Raw genomic sequence first — 19,249 nt, forward strand, 5'->3', positions numbered from 1 at the left:
AGCCGTGACACAGTTCTGTTTACACTACCCACGGGCGTTTATTTTGTTATAATGTAGGTTTGTGGCTAAACATCTCTATGGTCTCGCCGAATTCTGCCAATATCTTTCCTAATTTAGGATTGTCGTTCCTAATTATCAAAGCAGCAATATTGTCAATACCGTATTCATCAACCAAAGTTGATGTGACCATCGTAAAGCGATTGCTATATTCGTATGAATCAAACCAATTCTTGAACAATCTGCCTCGAGTGAGTTGTTTACCATCACTTGTAGAACAGAGATACAATATTGTAGCCGAATTGCTATTAAAGAATTCCTCAACAATTGCGACAACAGTATCTTTCACCTTCTTGTCACGAGGCGACTTCTTATCATTCAAATTGGCTATCACAAACTCATACGACTCATCAGACTGCAACAAATCATCTGCATAAAACCAATGGAATATTCTACTCCAGATTCTGTTACAAATGTATAAGTCTCATCATTCTCGTTTAATGTAACAAGATATGGAGCCTTTTCATTTATCCTTTTTAGATTTAGACTATGCATTATAATACATTAAAGGATTCTGCTTCCTTACCAGTGCGCTTGCGGTAGTCTTCACGCATACGCTTTTCCATTTTAGAAATAAAGTCTTCTTTGCGCAATCGTGAGGCTCTGAATCGGCGCAAGAAGTCTGCTTTCTTTTCTTCTATTGTCATACTTACCTCCTTCTATTACTTTGTTATATTATGTTTTGCACAAATTACATATTTTATTCAGTAACAGTAACTTTTTATCAATTCTTTAGTTGCTGCTACTAAAAAAACACCCAATAATAGATATGTGCAAAGTGCTTAATAAAGCCTTCTTACTTCAGTCGCTCTGCCATTGCCTTGCCGAGTGCCTCGCAGGCAGCCTCGGTCTCTGCGCTGAGGCTCTGCTTTATCTCGACCGGTGTGCCGACGAGTTCGAACTTCATCTGTGTTTCGTTCCACTCCGTAATCTTCTTCACCACCTGGCCTGCCCATGTGAACGAGCCGAAGATGCCGAGGTAGTGGTTCTTGATGCAGCGTCCGGCGAGCTCGGAGAGCAGCATCTCCATTCCCGGATAGATACCGTTGTTGTATGTAGGTGCACCGAGGATGAGTCCGCTGTACTTGAAGATGTCGCTGAGTATGAACGAGTGGTTCTCGCGCGACACGTCATGCAGCACGATATTCTTCACGCCGGCACGGCTTGCTGCGCTTGCTATCTTCTCGGCAGCGCGCTCTGTGTTGCCGTACATCGAGCCGTAGCAGATGACGAGTCCCGGTTCGGTAGCGTAGCGGCTCATGCGGTCGTACTCGCCGATGACGCGTGCGATGTGCTCATGCCATATCGGTCCGTGCGTCGGGCAGATATAGTCGATCTGCACGCCGGCGAGCTTCTTCAGTGCCTGCTGCACGGGCACGCCATACTTGCCCACAATGTTCGAGTAGTAGCGCTGCATCTCGTTCCAATAAACGTCGCAGTTCATCTCGCTGTCTACGTATGCGCCGTTCAGAGCACCGAAGCATCCGAAGGCGTCGCCCGAGAAGAGCACGTGCTCTGTGACGTCAAGCGTCACCATTGTCTCGGGCCAGTGTACCATCGGAATCATGGTGAACACCAGCTCGTGTGTGCCGAGCGAGAGCGTGTCGCCATTCGCCACTTCCACTATCTCGTCCTCCGTGTTGCCCACGTTGTAGTAGCCGCGCATCATGTCGAAGGTCTTCTTGTTGCCCACGATCTTTGCGTCGGGGTAGTACTTCTTGATGAGTGCGAGCGAGCCGCTGTGGTCGGGCTCCATGTGGTTGACGATGATATAGTCGATGGGACGGTCGCCGATGACGCGGCGTACGTTGTCTATGAACTGCGAGAAGAAGTCTACTTCTACTGTGTCGACGAGTGCTACCTTCTCGTCGTCGATGATATATGCGTTGTAGCTCACGCCGTAAGGCAAAGGCCAAAGACCTTCAAATAGTGTTTTGTGGCGGTCGTTGACGCCTACTGGATGAATGTTGGTCATGTTATGATGGTGTTATGGTGTTGTGTTGAGGTGGTGAGGTGGTGAGGTGTTGAGATATGTTGTGTGATGGTGTTGTGGTGAGATATGCACTAATGTCAACATCTCAACATAACAACACAACAACATCATTCCTCAACATCACACCTCAACACATCAACCTATTTCTTATAATTAATCTTCACGAACACTGGGTAGTGGTCGCTTGGTATGCGGAGTGTCATCTTGCGGAACTCGAGTTGCGTAGGAGCCTGGTTGCTCTTCTGATTATAGGTCGGAGCATCGTCGGTCCAGTACATATTGGTGAGCATACCGTAGCGGTCGACGTTGAACTCCGGCGACACGAAGACGTGGTCGATGCGCGACTGCGTCTTCACGTCAGGTTTGAAGTCGTTGAACGTGCCGTTCTCGGCGAAGCGAAGACGAGCGTGTGTGTACGAATCGTTGAGTATTCCCGACGAAGCGAAGATGCCGTATATCTCGTCGTTCTGGTCGACGTTGAAGTCGCCGGTGAGCACCACTGGGGCGCCCTTTGCTATCTCGCCAATCTTCTTCACTACGAGCTTCGCTGCCTCGCGACGCGCCACCACGCCCACGTGGTCCATGTGCAGGTTGAAATAGTAGAAGCGGAAACCGGTTGCTGCCTGCTCAAACTCGCCCCACGAGCAGATGCGTATGCAGGCGGCATCCCATCCGAGCTTCGGTTTCTCAGGGGTCTCGTTCAGCCAGAAGTTGCCGTTGTTGAGCAGTTTTATGCGGTCTTTCTTGTAGAAGATGGCTGCATATTCGCCCTTCTTCTTGCCGTTGTCGCGACCCACGCCGATATAGTCGTAGCCGTCGAGTGCGCCGAGCATGTCGTCGAGCTGCGCGTGCAGCACTTCCTGCGCTCCGAAGATGTCGGGATCTTCAAAGTTCACCTGGTCGCAAATCACCTTGCAGCGTGTTGTCCACACGTTACCTTTGCGGTCGTCGCCATTGTTGTGATAGCGTATGTTGTACGATCCCACGAAGAGCGATTGTGCGCTCATTGCCATTGCGAAACAGAGCGCAGCAGCTGATAGTAAATAGCGTTTCATTCTTTTATAGTTGAGAAGTTAACGGGTTGACAATTTTACAGATTGACATATTTACAAGTTCTGCCTACAAAATTACTTATTTTTTGAATATAAAAACCACTTTTGATGTAAAAAAAACGTAACTTTGAGGTCGTTAAATCCCGAACGTCTATGGAAAAGCTACTACACTATATCTGGAAACATCGCATACTGCCGCTCAGCGAGCTGCGCACCACCGACGGTCGCAGCGTGGAGGTTATCGACCCGGGGCTGCCGAACATGCACGCCGGACCCGATTTCTTCAACGCCAAGGTGCGCATCGACGGCGTGATGTGGGTGGGCAATGTGGAGATTCACGAACGCTCTGCCGACTGGTTTCTGCATGGCCACGACACCGATGCGGCGTACAACAACGTGGTCTTGCACGTGGCAGCGGTGGTGGATGCCGACGTTGTGACCGAACGTGGCGACCGCCTGCCGCAGGTGCAGCTCAAGGTGCCGCAGCACGTGCTCGCCAACTATCGTCGTCTGCTCGCCTTCGACCGCTATCCGCCTTGCCGCGAGGCGGTGCTTCCGCTCGATGCCATCAAGAAACGCTCGTGGCTCAGTGCGCTTGTTGCCGAGCGTCTCAACGAGAAGACGGAGGCGATACGCCGCCGCGTAGCTCTGTTCGAGGGCTCGTGGGAGGCAGCGTTCTTCGCCACCATGGCGCGCAGCTTCGGCTTCGGCGTGAACAGCGAGGCGTTTGAACAGTGGGCGGAGCGACTGCCACTGATGCAGATAGCCCACCACCGCGATGACCCGTTTCAGGTGGAGGCGATGTTCATGGGCATGGCTGGACTGCTCGACGAGGCGCAGATGACACCCGCTACGCGCGATGCTGCCCTCGCCGACCCCTACTTCCTCAGCCTAAAGCGCGAGTTCGGCTATCTCTCGCGCAAGTTCCGGCTCGAACCGATGGCGCGTCAGGCGTGGCGTTTCCTGCGTCTGCGCCCGCAGAACTTCCCGTATATACGCATGTCGCAGCTGGCGCAGCTCTACTGCTCGCGACGTGCCGGCTTGGCTGAGATAACGGCGTGCGAGAGTGTGAAGCAGTTGCACGCCGTGCTGCAGACCAGCGTGAGCGACTACTGGCGCACGCACTACACGTTCGGCAAGGAGAGCAGCCTCAACGAGAAGCGACTATCCACCGCCTCGCTCAACCTGCTCGCCATCAACGCCGCCGTACCCGTGCTGCACGCCTGGGGCTGCTACCGCGACGACGAACGCCTCGTGCAGCGCGCGCTCGACTGGCTCGAACAGCTGCCTGCCGAGGACAACACCTACATACGCCTATGGAAGGAGTGCGGCGTGGAGGCACGCAACGCCGCCGACACGCAGGCACTCATACAGCTGCAGCACCGCTACTGCGAGCGAAAGGACTGTCTGCGCTGCCGCTTCGGATATTATAGCCTAAAGAGGAGTAGCACCAGCCAGAGCCCCTCCCAACCCTCCCCGTCGGGGAGGGCTCAGTTAGCAAAGGCTTAGCAAGGCCTAAAGAGGCTTAGTTCGGCTTATTTTAGGAAGGCTTAGAAAGGCTTAAGAAGGCTTAGTTCGGCTTAGTTAATAATAAAAAACCCAAAATAAACAATGAACATTTGTATTTTCTGCTCTGCCAACTCGAACATTCCCACTGAATACTTCGAGCGCACGAGCGAGCTGGGCACCTGGATGGGTGCCAACGGGCATACGCTGGTGTTCGGCGGATGCAACCTCGGACTGATGGAGTGCGTAGCGAAGGCTGTGCACGACGCAAAGGGAATGACCGTGGGCGTGGTGCCTACGATAGTGGAGAAAGGCGGAAAGGTGTCCGACTATGTCGACGTGAAGATACTCTGCGACAACCTCTCCGACCGCAAAGACCTTATGATTGAGCGCAGCGACGTAATCATCGCGCTGCCGGGTGGCGTGGGCACACTCGACGAGATATTCACCGTGCTCGCCGCTGCCTCCATCGGCTACCACAACAAGCGCGTCATTCTCTACAACATCGGCGGCTTCTGGGACTCGCTCATCGCCATGCTCGACGACCTGAAGACGCGTGGCGTGCTGCGTGCCGGCTTCGAGGACACCGTGAAAGTGGCACATACGCTCGATGAAATAGCCGCTTTAATCGCCCAATAGTTCATGTTTTGTCATCGTTCTCCGTACGCTGTCGGTGCGGACGGCGAACGCAATCCGATCGAGTGGCGAACGCAACCCACCGCTCAAGATTAATATTTTAACAACGGATTCCGTGGTTTCTTCTCTACGCATTCTAAACTTCTGTGGTTTCCGTGCGTTCCGTGGGCACTTCTTTTTCCCACGGAATTCACAAAATTCACAGAACCTCTTGCTATGGGTATTTCCTATAAAAAAGAGGCTACGACAAAAACTGCCGTAGCCTCTTTTTATATATTTACTGAGAGCGAAGCCTTACTTCACGCCAATCTCCTTGAGCAGGCGCTCTGCGTTGCCCCACTTATCCATGAGGAAGAGCATGTAGCGGATATCCACACCGATGCAGCGAGCCAGACGCTTGTCGAACCAGATGTCGCTTGAGAGCGAATCCCAGTTGCCGTCGAACGCCAGACCGATGAGGTTGCCGTTGCCGTCGAACATCGGCGAGCCAGAGTTGCCGCCGGTGATGTCGTTGTTGGTGAGGAAGCAGAGCTGCATCTTACCCGTTGTCTTGTCGGTGTACTTGCCGAAGTCGGGCGAAGAAAGGAGCTGCTTCATCACTGGCTCTGCCTGGTAGTCGATGGTACCCTTCTCGCCAGCCTCCATCTTGCGCACGATAGACGAAGCCTCGGTGTAGTAGCCCGACGGCTCGCCACCTAACAGATAGCCGCCTACCTGACCGTACGACAGACGCATCGTGAAGTTGGCATCCGAGTAGTGAGGCAGTTCCTGCTCGTAGCGCACCTTGGCGTCGCAGAGGTAACGCTCCTGCTCCTCTATCTCTTCATACACGCTGTTTATAACGCTTCTGCACTTGTCGTAGACAGCCTTCACAGCCTTCGCATACTGATAGCCGGGGTCTTTAGCCAGTGCCTTCTCGGTGAGCGTAATCTTCTTTCCGCTCTTCATCACTACGGATGTAGACCAGAGCCAGTCAACATACTTGCGTGTGTCGCCGCCGAACTGCTCCGCGATGGTAGTGTAGAACTCGGGCAGGTCTTCCTTAGCCACATACTGACGGAAGTTGTCGATGAGCGCAGCCTGCACGTCCTTGTCGAGAGCCGCGTCCCACTCTGCACTGTTGTCGGGGAAACTGTAGTAGGTCTTCGCCTTCTTGCTGCCCTTCTCTGGCATCATGTCGATGAGTGTGAGCGCACGAGTGTTAAACTCGCTGGTGCGTGAGAATGTCTCGCGCCATACGGTGCTGAGCTTGTCGGCATCGAAACGCTTGGCGTATAGGTTCTTCATCTTCTCGAAGTCGAGTTTGCCCTTCAGGTAGCCGGTCCACTTCTGATACTCCTGGATGCGGTCCTCGAAGTCAGCCTTCTGGCGGATGATGCCCACGGAGTCGATGCACTTGTTCATGCCGAGCGAGTTCTTCCAGTAGTTGGAGCTCTGCGCATACTTCGAGTCGTACTTGATGCGCACTGCCTCGTCGGCACGCATGTGGCGTATCATCACCGCCTGCTTCACGCCGCGTATCTGGGCACGCGGAGCGTTCTCAGCGTCGCGCATCTCGCGTATGCCGTAGCTTGAGAGGTAGCGCTCGGTAGAACCTGGGTAGCCGATAGTCATGGCGAAGTCGCCCTCCTTGTATCCATCCATAGACACCTTAGCCCAGTGCTTCGGCTTGTAAGGCACGTTGTTCTTCGAGTACTTAGCCGGTCCGTTGGTGTTAGGGTCGGCATAGATGCGGAACACCGAGTAGTCGCAGGTCTGGCGCGGCCACATCCAGTTGTCGGTCTCGCCGCCGAACTTGCCCATCGACTTCGGTATGGTGAACACGAGGCGCAGGTCGCGGAAGGTGCGGTATGTCGTAGCGTAGTACTTATTGCCCTCGTAGAACGGCTTAATCTCGAGGTCGAGCGACGGATCCTGCTCGTGCACCTCCTTGATCATCTGGTTCTCCACCTCGTTGAGCAACTTCTCACGCTGCTCGTTGTTCATCTCGTTGAAGCCGCGTGCGGCGAGCATTTCTGTGATGTCCTTCTGGTCCACCATGAAACTCACGAACATATCCTTGTTCGGCAGCTCCTCCTCGAAGGTCTTTGCGTAGAAGCCGTTGAGCATGTAGTCGTGCTCCACGGTAGAGTGCGAACGGATAGCCTCGAAGCCACAGTGGTGGTTGGTGAAGACGAGTCCGTCGGGCGACACTACGACACCTGAGCAGTAGCCAGAGAAGTTGACAACAGCGTTCTTGATTGCGTCCTCGCTCTTGTAGAGCTGGTCGTAAGAAGGGGTAAAGCCATAGCTCTTCATCTGCTCGTACACCGCCTGCGGCAGGTTGTAGAGCGTCCACATGCCTTCGTCGGCATGAGCGGCAGCCGATGAGAGCGCAAGGGCTGCAGCGAGGAACAGATTCTTTTTCTTCATAATATTTAAAGTTGGTGTTTATATAATGTTATCTTAAAGCGAAAGACTGCGGTCTTTGCGCCGACCTTTTCAGACCGACGCAGCCTACTAACGGAAATACTTGCCCACTACGGACAGACTCTTCAGTGGTAGGTCGTGATAGACGACGTGACCGATGAACGCCAGGACGAGTGCGGTGTTCACGACAAGCGCAGCCCACTGGGGCAGGTTGTCGTTGGAGAGCGTCATGAGGAAGTAGAAGAGTGCCGTGATAGCCACGTACACGCCTATCGACTTCAGCGGATAGTTGATGGGATACTTGCGCTGACCGACGAGATACGACAGCACCATCGCCGTGCCGTAGCCTGCCACGCCGCCCCAAGCGCAAGCCATGTAGCTGTACTTAGGCACGAAGAGCACGTTCACCATCACTAACACCAAGCAGCCGGCAGCTGAGAACCATGCACCATAGATGGTCTTGTCGATGAGCTTGTACCAGAACGAGAGGTTGAAGTAGACACCCATCATTATCTCTGCAGCCATCACGATAGGCACGACGCGCAGTCCGGGCCAGTAGCTCTCGTTTGGGATGATGAAGCGCAGGATGTCAATGTAGGCTATCACGACGAGGAACGCAAGCAGCGTGAAGATGATGAAGAACTTCATCGCCGTGGCGTAGGTCTCGCGGTTGTCCTTGTCCTTCGACTTGCCGAACACGAACGGCTCGTAGGCGTAGCGGAACGCCTGCGTAATCATCGCCATGATCATCGCAATCTTCGTAGCCGCACCGTAGATGCCGAGCTGCGTCTTCTCGTCGGCTCCGTCATAAAGGTAGGGGAAGATTATCTTGTCGAGTGTCTGGTTGAGGATGCCGGCTATGCCCAACACTAACAGAGGCATGGCATAGCGCAGCATACGGCGCCACAACTGCACGTCGAAGCGCCAGCGGAAGCCAGTCAGCTCGCGCCAGAAGCAGAGCAGAACGACAGCTGTACAGATGAGGTTTATGTAGAACACCATGCCCACATCGAGCGTGAACTGCGCGTCGTACAAGCCGAACGGGTTCAGCTTCAGCGCCGGCAGCACGATGAGGTAGAGCAGATTGAGCACAATGTTCAGCACGATGTTCACCAGCTGCAACGCCGCGAACTTAATAGCCTTCTTCTTGTAGCGCAGATAGGCGAACGGTATGCACTTGAACGCGTCTATAGCCACGCAGACGAACATCACAGCCACCCAACTCTGGTGGTCGGGGTACTTCATAAACGTTGCTATCTGTGGCAGGAAACTGAACACGAGCGCCACGAACAACGCCGCCGTCATGCCTACGGAGATGAGCACTGTAGAATAGACGGTCTGCGAGTTCTCCTCCGTCTTGTTCACATAGCGGAAGAAGGTTGTCTCCATACCGTACGTAAGGATGACAAGCAGCAGCGCCGTGTAGGCATAGATGTTCGTGACGACACCATATTGTCCGCCGCTCGCGACGAACGCTGTGGTCTGGATGGGCACCAGCAGATAGTTGATGAAACGGCCCGCAATGCTGCTCAAGCCGTAAATGGCGGTGTCCTTTGCTAAACTCTTTAAATTAGCCATATTTTTAAAGTCCTTTTTACTTTTTTACTCTTTTACTTTTAAAAGAAAAGGTAGCATATTGCGATTGCCGCAATCACGCCAGCGAGGTCGGCAAGCAGACCGCAGGCTACGGCGTGGCGTGTGTAGCGCACGCCGACACTGCCGAAGTAGACGGCGAGGATGTAGAAGGTAGTGTCGGTGGAGCCCTGGAAGATGCACGAGAGTCTGCCCACGAACGAGTCGGCACCATATGTGGTCATGGCATCGACCATCATGCCGCGGGCTCCACTGCCCGAGAGCGGCTTCATAAGTGCCGTGGGCAGTGCGCCAACAAAGTCGGTGTTGCAGCCCAAAGCTTCAACGCCCCACTTCACGCCACCGATGAGCATGTCCATTGCGCCCGAAGCGCGGAACACACCGATGCCCACGAGTATCGCCACGAGATAAGGAATGATGCGCACAGCCGTGGAGAAGCCGTCCTTTGCGCCCTCGATGAACGCATCGTACACGTTCACCTTATTGCGCATGCCAGCCAGGATGAACACCACGATGATGAGCATCAGCAGTATATTAGCCACCGACGTGCTCACAACGTTCATCTGCGCCTTGTCCATAGCCGAGAAGCCCCAGATAATGGTGGCTACGGCAAGCGAGAGTCCGCCTAACGTGAGCAGCATCGTACGGTTGAGCAGGTTGATGCGCTGATAGAGTGAGGTGACGATGATGCCGGCTACAGTGGAGCAGAACGTAGCAAGCAGTATGGGCACGAAGACATCGGTAGGCTGTGCTGCGCCAAGCTGCGCTCTGTACACCATGATGCTCACCGGAATGAGTGTCAGACCCGACGTGTTCAGCACAAGGAACATTATCATCGGGTTCGTAGCCGTGTCCTTCTTCGGGTTCAACTCCTGCAGCTGCTCCATAGCCTTCAGCCCGAGTGGCGTTGCGGCGTTGTCGAGGCCGAGCATGTTGGCAGCCACGTTCATAAAGATGCTGCCCGTGACGGGATGCCCCTTCGGTATGTCGGGGAACAGTCGGGAGAACACGGGCGAGAGCACACGTGCCAGCACGTTCACCACCCCACCCTTCTCGCCTATCTTCATTATGCCGAGCCAGAGCGAGAGCACACCGGTGAGTCCGAGCGATATCTCGAACGCCGTGCGCGAGGTGTCGAACGTAGAGTTCATGATTGCAGGGAACACCTCCGTATCGCCCATGAACACAAGTCGCACAAGGGCTATACAGAAGGCGATGAGGAAGAACGCAATCCAGATATAGTTGAGTACCATTCTTTATTATGTATTAGTTCTACGCTTATTATATATTAGTTCAATATGCAAAATTACATTATTATATCGAGAAACAGCAGTAACGAAACTCTATTTATTTTGCAAAATATGAGAAAACGTGTGTGGCTATGTAAAATAAAAGTTGTACATTTGCACGTATTAGTAAACGGAAAGTAATGGAAAGAATCGGAATATTCGTCGGATCGTTCGACCCGTTCACCATCGGTCACGACTCTATCGTGCGCCGCGCTCTGCCACTCTTCGACCGCCTTGTCATCGGCGTGGGCGTGAACGAGAAGAAGCACTACATGCTCACGGCGGAGGAGCGCGTAGAGACCATCAGAGGGCTGTATGACGGCGAGAAGAAGATAAGCGTGGAGCAGTACAGCGACCTGACGGTCGACTTTGCTCAGCGCCACGGGGCGCAGTTCATCGTGAAGGGCGTGCGCTCGGTGAAGGACTTCGAGTTCGAGCGCGAGCAGGCTGACATCAACCGCCGACTCACGGGCATAGAGACCGTGGTGTTCTATGCTCTGCCAGGCATGGACAGCGTGTCGTCAACGGTGGTCAGGGAACTGAAGAACTTCGGAAGAAGCGTGGATTCTTTTCTCCCGAAAAAGAATCTGACAAGATGGTGAGATGGTGAGATGTTGACATTAGTGCATATCTCACAACAACACATCTCAACACCACACCATCTCAACACCACAACACCTCAACATAACGACATAACAACATCAAGAATATGATTACATACAACGTAGACGGCGTGAAGATGCCGAAGATAAAGAAGCGTGAGACAACAGCATGGATACGTGCCGTTGCCGCTACATACGGCTACAAGGTTGGCGAAGTAGGCTATATGTTCGTCGACGACGAGAAGATTCTCGAAGTGAACAACGAGTACTTGGGTCACGACTACTATACAGACGTGATTACGTTCGACTACGACGAGCCGGGCATCGTGAGTGGCGACATCGTCATCTCGCTCGACACGGTGCGCACCAACGCCGAGAAGTTCGGCAAGCAGTACGACGACGAGCTGCACCGTGTGATCATCCACGGCATTCTGCACCTTTGTGGCATCAACGACAAGGGTCCGGGCGAGCGCGAGATAATGGAGGACGCAGAGAACAAGGCGCTCGCTATGCTGCAGAACCTCTGCTGAGATATTCTCCCACAGATGCGCACAGATTGCAAGGGTGCGTAGAAATCAACAACGGATTAAGCGGATTAAACGGATTTTTCTTCATTGCGGAGAAATCCTATTAATCGGCTTAATCCGTTTTTGCTTTTAACGTAGCGGTTGGTGCCTTCTGTTGTTAAACAAGACCTGCGCCTACTTGACCACAAGACTCGTGAGACGTTCCTCAGCGAAGAGGTCCTGCGCTACGCGTTGCAGGTCGGCAGCCGTGAGAGCGTCGATGCGCTCGCAGAGTGCCGTCACGTCTTTCTTCCACCCGTAGTGGAGGTAACTCTTGGCAAAGTCGAGGGCGAACGATTCGCGCGAGTCGCAGGCGATGCCTATCTGTCCGCGTATCTGTCGTTTTGCAGCACGCAGTTGCGCATCACTAAGCGGTCGTTGCATCACCTTATCCAGCTCGCGGCGTATTAGCCGGAGGCAGCGGTTCACGTTCTTCGGGTCGCATCCGAAGTAGACCGCCCACAGACCCGTATCGCTATAGCTCTGCGCCATACTCTCCACGGTGTAGACAAGAGCGTTGCGCTCGCGCAGCGACACATTCAGACGCGCCGTCATGCCCGGTCCGCCGAGTATGTTGTTGAGCAGATAGAGTGCTATGCGGCGCTCGTCGTGCACGTCGTAGGCACGTGTGCCCACCATCACGTGCGCCAGGTGAGTGTCCATATGGTGCTCTATGTGCTGCGCCACGTATGGCGGCAGCGTAGCGACAGATTGCTTGCAATCGCAGCACGCTTCATCTGCAGCCACAGTGTTGGCACGTTCAAGCAGCCGCACCAATCGCGCAAAGTCGACATCGCCGTAAGCAAAGAACACACTGTTCGCGGGGCGATAGTAGCGGCGTGTGAAGCGCAGCGCGTCAGCCGTGGTGTAACGGCGCAGCTTCTCCGCCGTGCCAAGTATGTTGTGCCCGAGCGGATGACCGCTGAAGACGGCGTTCTCGAAGAGGTCGTAGACGAGCTCGGCAGGCGAGTCGTTGTAGCTCTCTATCTCGTCGACAATCACCTCCACCTCCTTGTCTATCTCCGCCTGCGGATAGGTACTATGGAACACTATATCGGTGAGCAGGTCGACCGCGCGACCGATGTTGTCCTTCAACACGGCAGCATGATACACCGTCTCCTCCTTATTGGTGAAGGCGTTGAGGTCGCCCCCCACACTCTCCAAATGACCGAGTATCTTCATCGAGCTGCGTCGCTCCGTACCTTTGAAGGTGATATGCTCGCAGAAGTGCGCCATGCCCTCCTCGCGTCCGAGCTCTTCGTCGCGTGTGCCGGCACCCACAGCGTAGCCGCAATATACCACGGGTTGAGCCGACGGCAGGTGGATTATGCGCAATCCGTTAGCAAGAGTATGTGTATTATAGTTCATATTAGATAGTCATTGTCTTATATTATGTTGTCTTGATGTCTAATTAGCTACAAAATTACACTTTTCGATATCTATCTACACTTTACCAATCTACTTTTCAACACATAGTTATATATATTTAACCATTGCAAATTACCAACACATAAAAAATTCTTCTACAAACATTTTGCAATTTTAATGTTTTATTCTAATTTTGCAGGCAACTTGTCTGGCCTGATTCTGTTGGGATGACGAGTTGATTTACTGGTAAAAGGACGTTTACGGACGTTTTCTTCGAGTCTCAAACTTCGCAACTTTGACAACACTCATGAAGACAACGACAACCTGGACGTCCACGTTGGATGTATTGTATCCAAACGTAGCAATGTGCATCCGTGCGACCTACGCATGGAGAGTGCTTGCACGTTTCTACATATAATGCGTCATAGCGTGGGCTAACTGCGTTGTCTATCTTATGAGTGTAGGCAATGCGAAGGCCTGAGATTTGAGATAGACAGATGTAGAGACTCCCACGCTCTTTTTATGTAAATCTACCTAACTCAAAAACAACCAGCCTGTCTTGGGAGTTCACCGGCACAAAAACAACAAAACACTTATGTTAAAAGCTAAAATTAATTCAAACATGATGAGCAAGATGAGTATTATTTTATTCTTGCTTTGTTCTATGTTCTTCGTTTCGTGCAGCGATGACAACGATGAAGGCAGTGGTATAAATGGAACCTACGCCACATCTGGAGAATACGACAACTACACGGGCAAGACATTTCGCGAAATGATTGTCATAACCAAGAGTTCGTTTACCACCTATTCTACACAAGCCGTACAGGACAAGTCATACTGGGGTGCAGGGGCTTTTCAAGTGCCTGGAGCAAAAGGTTGGTATGTGGAGAAAGGCTCACAACGAATCCACTCATATGTTAGAGCCAACGACAGAATTGTCTTGGACAACGGAAGCATCTACTCTATAGGAAACAATTCAATAGTAGGAGGCGGACATACCTACTATAAATACTAATAAATAACAAAGCTAAGTGCAGGGAAATGTATTCAAACATTTTTCTGCACTTTTTCTTATCGTTCATTAACGCCTAAACGTGCCATTATATCATATATTTTCAGTAACTTTGAAGCCGAAACTTTAAACCGCACATATACAATCAACAATATAATTATGAAACACTTGCTTTTGACGTTGGCAATTGCGGGTATGACCCCATGTCATATCTACGCAGACAACGAAACAGACAAGGCTACTGAGCCGACCTTTACCGAATGGCACGACCTGTCGGTGAACAATGTTAATCGCTTCGCTACACGCACATCGTTCTTTGCTTACGAGAACCGAGAGGCTGCGCTGAAAGGCGACCGTGACAAATCGAGCAACTTCCTTTCTATCGAGGGCGACTGGCGCTTTCAGTGGGTGGAGAACGCCGACCAGCGTCCTACCGACTTCTTCCGCACCGACTACGACGACGCGGCATGGAAGACTATGCGCGTGCCGGGCATTTGGGAACTGAACGGATACGGCGACCCTGAGTACGTGAACATAGGCTTCGCATGGCGTGGACACTTCAAGAACAATCCTCCGATGGTGCCTACCAAGGACAACCACGTAGGTTCGTACCGACGCACTATACGCATACCCGACTCATGGGACGGACGCCAAGTGATTGCTCACTTCGGCTCAGTGACATCGAACATGTACCTCTGGGTGAACGGCAAGTTCGTGGGCTACGCAGAGGACTCGAAGTCGGCAATGGAGTTCGACATCACACCATATCTTAAGAAGGGCGACAATCTCATCGCTTTCCAGTCGTTCCGCTGGTGCGACGGCTCGTACAGCGAGGACCAGGACTTCTGGCGTCTCTCGGGCGTGGCACGCGACTGCTTCCTCTACTCGCGCTCGCAGACTGCTCATGTCGACGACGTGCGCGTTACGCCCGACCTCGATGCCGAATACAAGAACGGATCGCTCGCCGTTGCACTCAAGGCGAAGGGCAACGCAAAGTTCCTCATCGACCTCATCGCGCCTGACGGAGATGTGGTGAGCCGCAAGATTATCAACTCGTCGAAGGTGAAGAAGCAGAAGGGACGCAACGTGGCTGTAGTAAACGCTACGGTGAAGTTCGACGTGGAGAACCCATTGAAATGGACTGCCGAGACTCCTAATCTGTACAAGGTGGTGGTAACGGTGCAGCAGGACAACAAGGACGTGGAGTCGGTGCCGGTACGCACGGGCTTCCGCAAGGTGGAGATAAAGAACAAGCAGCTGCTCGTGAACGGCCAGCCGATTCTCATCAAGGGTGCCAACCGCCACGAGATAGACCCCGACGGCGGATATGTCATCTCGCGTGAGCGTATGCTCGAGGACGTGAAGCTGATGAAGCAGTTCAACGTGAACGCAGTGCGCACATGCCACTACCCCGACGACCCTTACTTCTACGAGCTTTGCGACGAATACGGTCTGTACGTATGTGCCGAGGCTAACCAGGAGAGCCACGGCTTCTTCTACGACAGCGATGCCATCACTACAACCGATCTCTTCGCCAAGCAGATTATGGAGCGCAACGAGCACAACGTGCACAACCAGTTCAACCATCCGTCGGTAATCTACTGGTCGATGGGTAACGAGACTGCCGACTCGAAGAACTTCGCTGCCGTGAAGAAGTGGATCAACGAGTTCGACCCGTCGCGCCCCGTACACTACGAGCGTGCCATCCTCGGCGATAACACCGACTTCTACGCTGAGATGTACATCACACCGGAGGCTGCCGAACGCTATGCCAAGGATCCGGCAAGCCCGAAGCCGATGATTCACTGCGAGTACGCACACGCCATGGGCAACTCTTGCGGTGTGATGCAGGAGTACTGGGACCTCATACGCAAGTATCCTATCTATCAGGGTGGCTTCATCTGGGACTTCGTAGACCAGGGCTTGCGCGGCAAGGATGCCAAGGGCAACATGATATACAACTACGGCGGCGACTTCAACTCATACGACCCGTCGGACAACAACTTCAACTGCAACGGCTTCATCTCGCCCGACCGCAAACCGAACCCGGAGGCTTACGAGGTGGGCTACTGGTATCAGAACATCTGGACCAAACCTGCAAACCTCGCCGAGAAGAAGTTCAACGTCTACAACGAGAACTTCTTCCGTCCGCTCGACAACGTATCGCTATCGTGGGCTATCGTGGCTGACGGCATCGAGCGTCAGAACGGCACCATCGCCGACCTCTCTGAGGTGAAGGCGCAAAGCTCTGCCGACTTCACATTGCCGTACAACCTCGACAACCTCAACGAGGCGAACGACGTGATGCTCAACATCGAGTATCGTCTGAAGAACGACGAGGGACTGCAGAAGGCTGGCGACGTAGTGGCTTACCAGCAGTTCGCACTGCGCGAGGCAAAGGGTGCCGACCTCTCACTCAGCGAGAACGAGGCGAAGGCTCTGAAGGCGGTGAAACTCACCGACAAGAAGAAGGAGCCGCTGCTCACGCTGCAGGCGCAGAACTTCACGCTCGCCTTCGACCGCGCTACGGGCTTCATCGCACGCTACGAGGTGGGCGGCAACTCGTTCCTCGGCGAGGGCGGTTCGCTCAAGCCTAACTTCTGGCGCGCCGTAACCGATAACGACATGGGCGCACAGTCGCAGAAAAACTTCGCTGCTTGGCGCACTCCGAAGATGAAACTTCGCTCGCTCACAGTTGATAAAAAACTGAAGACTGTAGTAGCTGTGTATAACATGCCTGCTGTGAAGTCTACACTCACACTCACATATCAGGTAGAGGCTAACGGCACACTCGTAGTCACTCAGGATCTGAAGACCACTCCGGGCGCAAAGGTGTCAGAGATGCTCCGCTTCGGTATGGTGATGAACCTGCCTTACGACATGGATCAGGTGCAGTGGAACGGACGCGGACCGGTGGAGAACTACTCCGACCGCAAGATTTCGCAGAATGTTGGCATCTACCATTCTACAGCAGACGACCTCTTCTACCCGTATGTACGTCCGCAGGAGACCGGAACGATGAGCGACCTGCGCTGGTGGAACCAGACCAACAAGGACGGCGTGGGCTTCCGCGTAGAGAGCGACAAGCGCTTCTCGGCATCGGCTCTGCACTACGACCTCCTCACTCTCGATGAGAGCTCAGAGAAGCACCAGCGCCACTCGCAGTCGGTAGAGAAGTCGAAGTACACCAACCTCTTCATCGACCTCGTACAGTCGGGTGTCGGCGGTGTTGACAGCTGGGGCGGCGACGGACGCGCACGCAAGGGTCACCGCGTAGAGTACAAGGACTACACATTCAGCTTCCGACTCTCGCCGAAGACATTGTACTAATATGTAGCTCAACGCCTTTAGTTGCAGCAACAACAAATAACAAGAGGGTATGGCTCGATTGCCATACCCTCTTATTGTTTACCCATTTTTTACTCTTAAATGTTTTGTGGGTGCGTGGTATGGGCATCTTGCCCGTACCTCCTACTTTTTACTTTTCATCTTTTTTCTCCGTTCCTTCTTTCTCCGTTCCTTCTTTCTGCTCCGGATGGAGTATCTTCTTCACGGTCTCGCCGATGGGCAGCTGGTCGAGCACACCGAGGCTCGGAGCCACAGTTTTCACGAGCGAGTTGAGGAAGTTGCCGGTTGCGCCGTCGCCACCGTCGAACACTGTGACGTTGCCAAGCTGCATCTTCTCGAACGCCTTGACCTGCTCGCCTGCAATCTCCTTCCACTGGTCGACCATCTTGTACTGGATGGCGATAGCCGGGTTGAGTTCGGCAGCTTTCACCATTGCCTGGAAGCCGTCAGCCTCAGCCAAGAGCGACATCTTCTTACCCTCTGCCTCGGCTTCGAGACGCATACGTATGGCTTTTGCTTCGGCTTCTGCCTGCGCCAGCGTAGCCTTTGCCTTCGCTTCTGCCTCGCGGATGACCTTCTCGGCTACGGCATCGGCTTGCAGGATTGCCTCCTGCTTGGCTACTTCAGCCGGCACAATTTTCTCTGCCTTCAGCGACGACTCTACCTTCAGAGCCTTCGCCTCCTCCACTTCCTTCTGTGCTCTCTCGCGAGCGGTCTGCACTGCAGCCTCCGAACGTGCTGCAGCCTCACCAGCCTCCTTATCGGCGTTGGCTTGAGTGACGGAGAGCTGGGCGTTGGAAAGTGCTATCTCCTTCTGTGCCTCGTTGCGACCGATGGCTGCCTTCTTCTTAGCCTCAGCCTGCTTAATCTCCATGTCGGAGTTGAGCTCGGCGATGCGACTCTCCTTAGCCGTGTTAGCCTGCTCCACATTGATGTTCTTCTCTGCCTCGGCACGAGCCACCTGCGACTCCTTGTCGGCATTGGCGAGTGCCACCTGCGAGACGCGTTCCTTGTCGGTCTGCGCCACGGATATCTCCTGCTCCTTGCGTGTGGCAGCGATAGCCACTTCCTGGTCTTTGCGAGTCTCGGCAACGCGTGTCTCGCGCTCCTTTATCTGGTTTGCAATCTTTATCGCACCGAGCTTCTCCTGCTCCTCAATGTTGGCCTGAGCCTCGTTCTGCGCCTTCGACTCCGCCTCCTTACCGAGATTGACGATGTAGTTGGCTGCGTCGCGGATGTCGCTGATGTTGATGTTCATCAGATACAGACCGAACTTGCGCAGCTCGGTGTCGATGTTGTCCTTCACCTTGGCGAGGAACTTGTCGCGGTCGGAGTTCAGCTCCTCGATGGTCATATCGGCGATGACGAGACGCATCTGTCCGTAAACCACGTCGGTGATGAGGTTCTGCTTGTCGTCCATTGAGAGTCCGAGCATACGCTCAGCAGCGTTCTGCATCACTTCGGGGTCGGTGCTGATTGCCACGGTGATGGTCGTGGGCACGTCGACGCGGATGTTCTGCGCAGAGATGGCACCGGTGAGTTTGCAGTCGATCTGCATCGGCTTCATAGAGAGGAAGTCGTAGCCCTGGATGATGGGCCACACGAAAGCAGCACCTCCGTGGTAGAGCTTCGCCGACTTCGAGCCGCCGGTCTTACCGTAAACGACGAGCACCTCGTCCGACTTACACTTGCGGTAGCGCGAGAGGATGCCAATGATGCCGAGCAGCACGATTACGACGAGCAAGCCGGCGAGAATGAAAAGGTTTGTTCCCATATTTTTAAGTTATTAACCTGTTGGCGGAATTAAAAAACCGCCTG

Annotated in this window: 15 protein-coding genes; 6 read left to right on the forward strand and 9 right to left on the reverse strand. The window is 53.5% G+C overall.

The annotated features are described in order from the left end of the window. Nucleotides 1–46: 46 nt before the first annotated feature. The 4 genes from HMPREF0673_RS04310 to HMPREF0673_RS04325 form a co-directional block, all read right to left on the reverse strand. Nucleotides 47–379: a DUF6169 family protein gene (locus HMPREF0673_RS04310; protein WP_245544227.1), complete on the reverse strand. Its 333-nt coding sequence runs from the start codon at nucleotides 377–379 to the stop codon at nucleotides 47–49. Nucleotides 380–551: 172 nt separating this feature from the next. Continuing rightward, entirely contained in the window at nucleotides 552–704 is a 153-nt protein-coding gene (locus HMPREF0673_RS04315; protein WP_007898534.1) for a hypothetical protein, read from the reverse strand. 149 nt (nucleotides 705–853) lie between these two features. Further along, nucleotides 854–2,032, reverse strand: a complete 1,179-nt coding sequence (locus HMPREF0673_RS04320) for an FprA family A-type flavoprotein (RefSeq protein WP_007898535.1) — start codon at nucleotides 2,030–2,032, stop codon at nucleotides 854–856. Nucleotides 2,033–2,190: 158 nt separating this feature from the next. Next, nucleotides 2,191–3,105 carry an endonuclease/exonuclease/phosphatase family protein gene (locus HMPREF0673_RS04325; protein ID WP_007898536.1) on the reverse strand — a complete coding sequence of 305 codons (915 nt, stop codon included), beginning with the start codon at nucleotides 3,103–3,105 and terminating at the stop codon, nucleotides 2,191–2,193. A 150-nt stretch (nucleotides 3,106–3,255) separates the two neighbouring features. Here HMPREF0673_RS04325 and HMPREF0673_RS04330 point away from each other — a divergent pair, with 150 nt between their 5' ends. Beyond that, nucleotides 3,256–4,611 (forward strand): DUF2851 family protein, encoded by a 1,356-nt coding sequence (locus HMPREF0673_RS04330; protein WP_007898538.1) that lies wholly within the window; start codon nucleotides 3,256–3,258, stop codon nucleotides 4,609–4,611. A gap of 102 nt (nucleotides 4,612–4,713) precedes the next feature. Continuing rightward, complete coding sequence (locus tag HMPREF0673_RS04335) at nucleotides 4,714–5,247, forward strand: LOG family protein (RefSeq protein ID WP_007898539.1); 534 nt, start codon at nucleotides 4,714–4,716, stop codon at nucleotides 5,245–5,247. A gap of 291 nt (nucleotides 5,248–5,538) precedes the next feature. On the opposite strand, the gene HMPREF0673_RS04340 is transcribed toward HMPREF0673_RS04335, so the two are convergent. The 3 genes from HMPREF0673_RS04340 to HMPREF0673_RS04350 form a co-directional block, all read right to left on the reverse strand. Next, nucleotides 5,539–7,656, reverse strand: coding sequence for a S46 family peptidase (locus HMPREF0673_RS04340; protein ID WP_007898557.1), 2,118 nt, complete (start codon nucleotides 7,654–7,656; stop codon nucleotides 5,539–5,541). Between the two features lie 87 nt (nucleotides 7,657–7,743). Further along, nucleotides 7,744–9,231 carry an oligosaccharide flippase family protein gene (locus HMPREF0673_RS04345; protein WP_007898560.1) on the reverse strand — a complete coding sequence of 496 codons (1,488 nt, stop codon included), beginning with the start codon at nucleotides 9,229–9,231 and terminating at the stop codon, nucleotides 7,744–7,746. A gap of 38 nt (nucleotides 9,232–9,269) precedes the next feature. After that, entirely contained in the window at nucleotides 9,270–10,499 is a 1,230-nt protein-coding gene (locus HMPREF0673_RS04350; RefSeq protein WP_007898561.1) for a nucleoside recognition domain-containing protein, read from the reverse strand. Between the two features lie 176 nt (nucleotides 10,500–10,675). Between HMPREF0673_RS04350 and coaD the strand changes: the two genes are divergently transcribed. Beyond that, a complete protein-coding gene (coaD, locus tag HMPREF0673_RS04355) occupies nucleotides 10,676–11,137 on the forward strand; it encodes a pantetheine-phosphate adenylyltransferase (RefSeq protein ID WP_007898563.1) in 462 nt (153 codons plus the stop codon). Nucleotides 11,138–11,244: 107 nt separating this feature from the next. Further along, entirely contained in the window at nucleotides 11,245–11,667 is a 423-nt protein-coding gene (ybeY, locus tag HMPREF0673_RS04360; protein ID WP_007898564.1) for an rRNA maturation RNase YbeY, read from the forward strand. A 171-nt stretch (nucleotides 11,668–11,838) separates the two neighbouring features. Here the strand turns inward: ybeY and HMPREF0673_RS04365 are convergent, their stop codons facing one another. Continuing rightward, nucleotides 11,839–13,071: a M16 family metallopeptidase gene (locus HMPREF0673_RS04365; protein WP_007898568.1), complete on the reverse strand. Its 1,233-nt coding sequence runs from the start codon at nucleotides 13,069–13,071 to the stop codon at nucleotides 11,839–11,841. Nucleotides 13,072–13,705: 634 nt separating this feature from the next. On the opposite strand from HMPREF0673_RS04365, the gene HMPREF0673_RS04370 reads away from it, so the two are divergent. After that, nucleotides 13,706–14,086 (forward strand): hypothetical protein, encoded by a 381-nt coding sequence (locus HMPREF0673_RS04370; RefSeq protein ID WP_157591630.1) that lies wholly within the window; start codon nucleotides 13,706–13,708, stop codon nucleotides 14,084–14,086. Between the two features lie 156 nt (nucleotides 14,087–14,242). Continuing rightward, entirely contained in the window at nucleotides 14,243–17,413 is a 3,171-nt protein-coding gene (locus tag HMPREF0673_RS04375) for a glycoside hydrolase family 2 TIM barrel-domain containing protein (protein ID WP_007898570.1), read from the forward strand. A gap of 148 nt (nucleotides 17,414–17,561) precedes the next feature. On the opposite strand, the gene HMPREF0673_RS04380 is transcribed toward HMPREF0673_RS04375, so the two are convergent. Beyond that, the gene (locus HMPREF0673_RS04380) at nucleotides 17,562–19,205 is read right to left on the reverse strand and encodes a flotillin family protein (RefSeq protein ID WP_007898571.1); all 1,644 of its coding nucleotides are present in this window, start codon (nucleotides 19,203–19,205) and stop codon (nucleotides 17,562–17,564) included. Nucleotides 19,206–19,249 lie beyond the last annotated feature (44 nt).

The sequence above is a fragment of the Leyella stercorea DSM 18206 genome (genome assembly GCF_000235885.1).
GTDB lineage: Bacteria > Bacteroidota > Bacteroidia > Bacteroidales > Bacteroidaceae > Prevotella > Prevotella stercorea.

What these genes read in the sequence shown, in the direction of transcription:
- HMPREF0673_RS04315 (WP_007898534.1), bottom strand. Translation starts at nt 704, where the DNA reads ATGACAATAGAAGAAAAGAAAGCAGACTTCTTGCGCCGATTCAGAGCC.
- HMPREF0673_RS04320 (WP_007898535.1), bottom strand. Translation starts at nt 2,032, where the DNA reads ATGACCAACATTCATCCAGTAGGCGTCAACGACCGCCACAAAACACTA.
- HMPREF0673_RS04325 (WP_007898536.1), bottom strand. Translation starts at nt 3,105, where the DNA reads ATGAAACGCTATTTACTATCAGCTGCTGCGCTCTGTTTCGCAATGGCA.
- HMPREF0673_RS04330 (WP_007898538.1), top strand. Translation starts at nt 3,256, where the DNA reads ATGGAAAAGCTACTACACTATATCTGGAAACATCGCATACTGCCGCTC.
- HMPREF0673_RS04335 (WP_007898539.1), top strand. Translation starts at nt 4,714, where the DNA reads ATGAACATTTGTATTTTCTGCTCTGCCAACTCGAACATTCCCACTGAA.
- HMPREF0673_RS04340 (WP_007898557.1), bottom strand. Translation starts at nt 7,656, where the DNA reads ATGAAGAAAAAGAATCTGTTCCTCGCTGCAGCCCTTGCGCTCTCATCG.
- HMPREF0673_RS04345 (WP_007898560.1), bottom strand. Translation starts at nt 9,231, where the DNA reads ATGGCTAATTTAAAGAGTTTAGCAAAGGACACCGCCATTTACGGCTTG.
- HMPREF0673_RS04350 (WP_007898561.1), bottom strand. Translation starts at nt 10,499, where the DNA reads ATGGTACTCAACTATATCTGGATTGCGTTCTTCCTCATCGCCTTCTGT.
- coaD (WP_007898563.1), top strand. Translation starts at nt 10,676, where the DNA reads ATGGAAAGAATCGGAATATTCGTCGGATCGTTCGACCCGTTCACCATC.
- ybeY (WP_007898564.1), top strand. Translation starts at nt 11,245, where the DNA reads ATGATTACATACAACGTAGACGGCGTGAAGATGCCGAAGATAAAGAAG.
- HMPREF0673_RS04365 (WP_007898568.1), bottom strand. Translation starts at nt 13,071, where the DNA reads ATGAACTATAATACACATACTCTTGCTAACGGATTGCGCATAATCCAC.
- HMPREF0673_RS04370 (WP_157591630.1), top strand. Translation starts at nt 13,706, where the DNA reads ATGAGTATTATTTTATTCTTGCTTTGTTCTATGTTCTTCGTTTCGTGC.
- HMPREF0673_RS04375 (WP_007898570.1), top strand. Translation starts at nt 14,243, where the DNA reads ATGAAACACTTGCTTTTGACGTTGGCAATTGCGGGTATGACCCCATGT.
- HMPREF0673_RS04380 (WP_007898571.1), bottom strand. Translation starts at nt 19,205, where the DNA reads ATGGGAACAAACCTTTTCATTCTCGCCGGCTTGCTCGTCGTAATCGTG.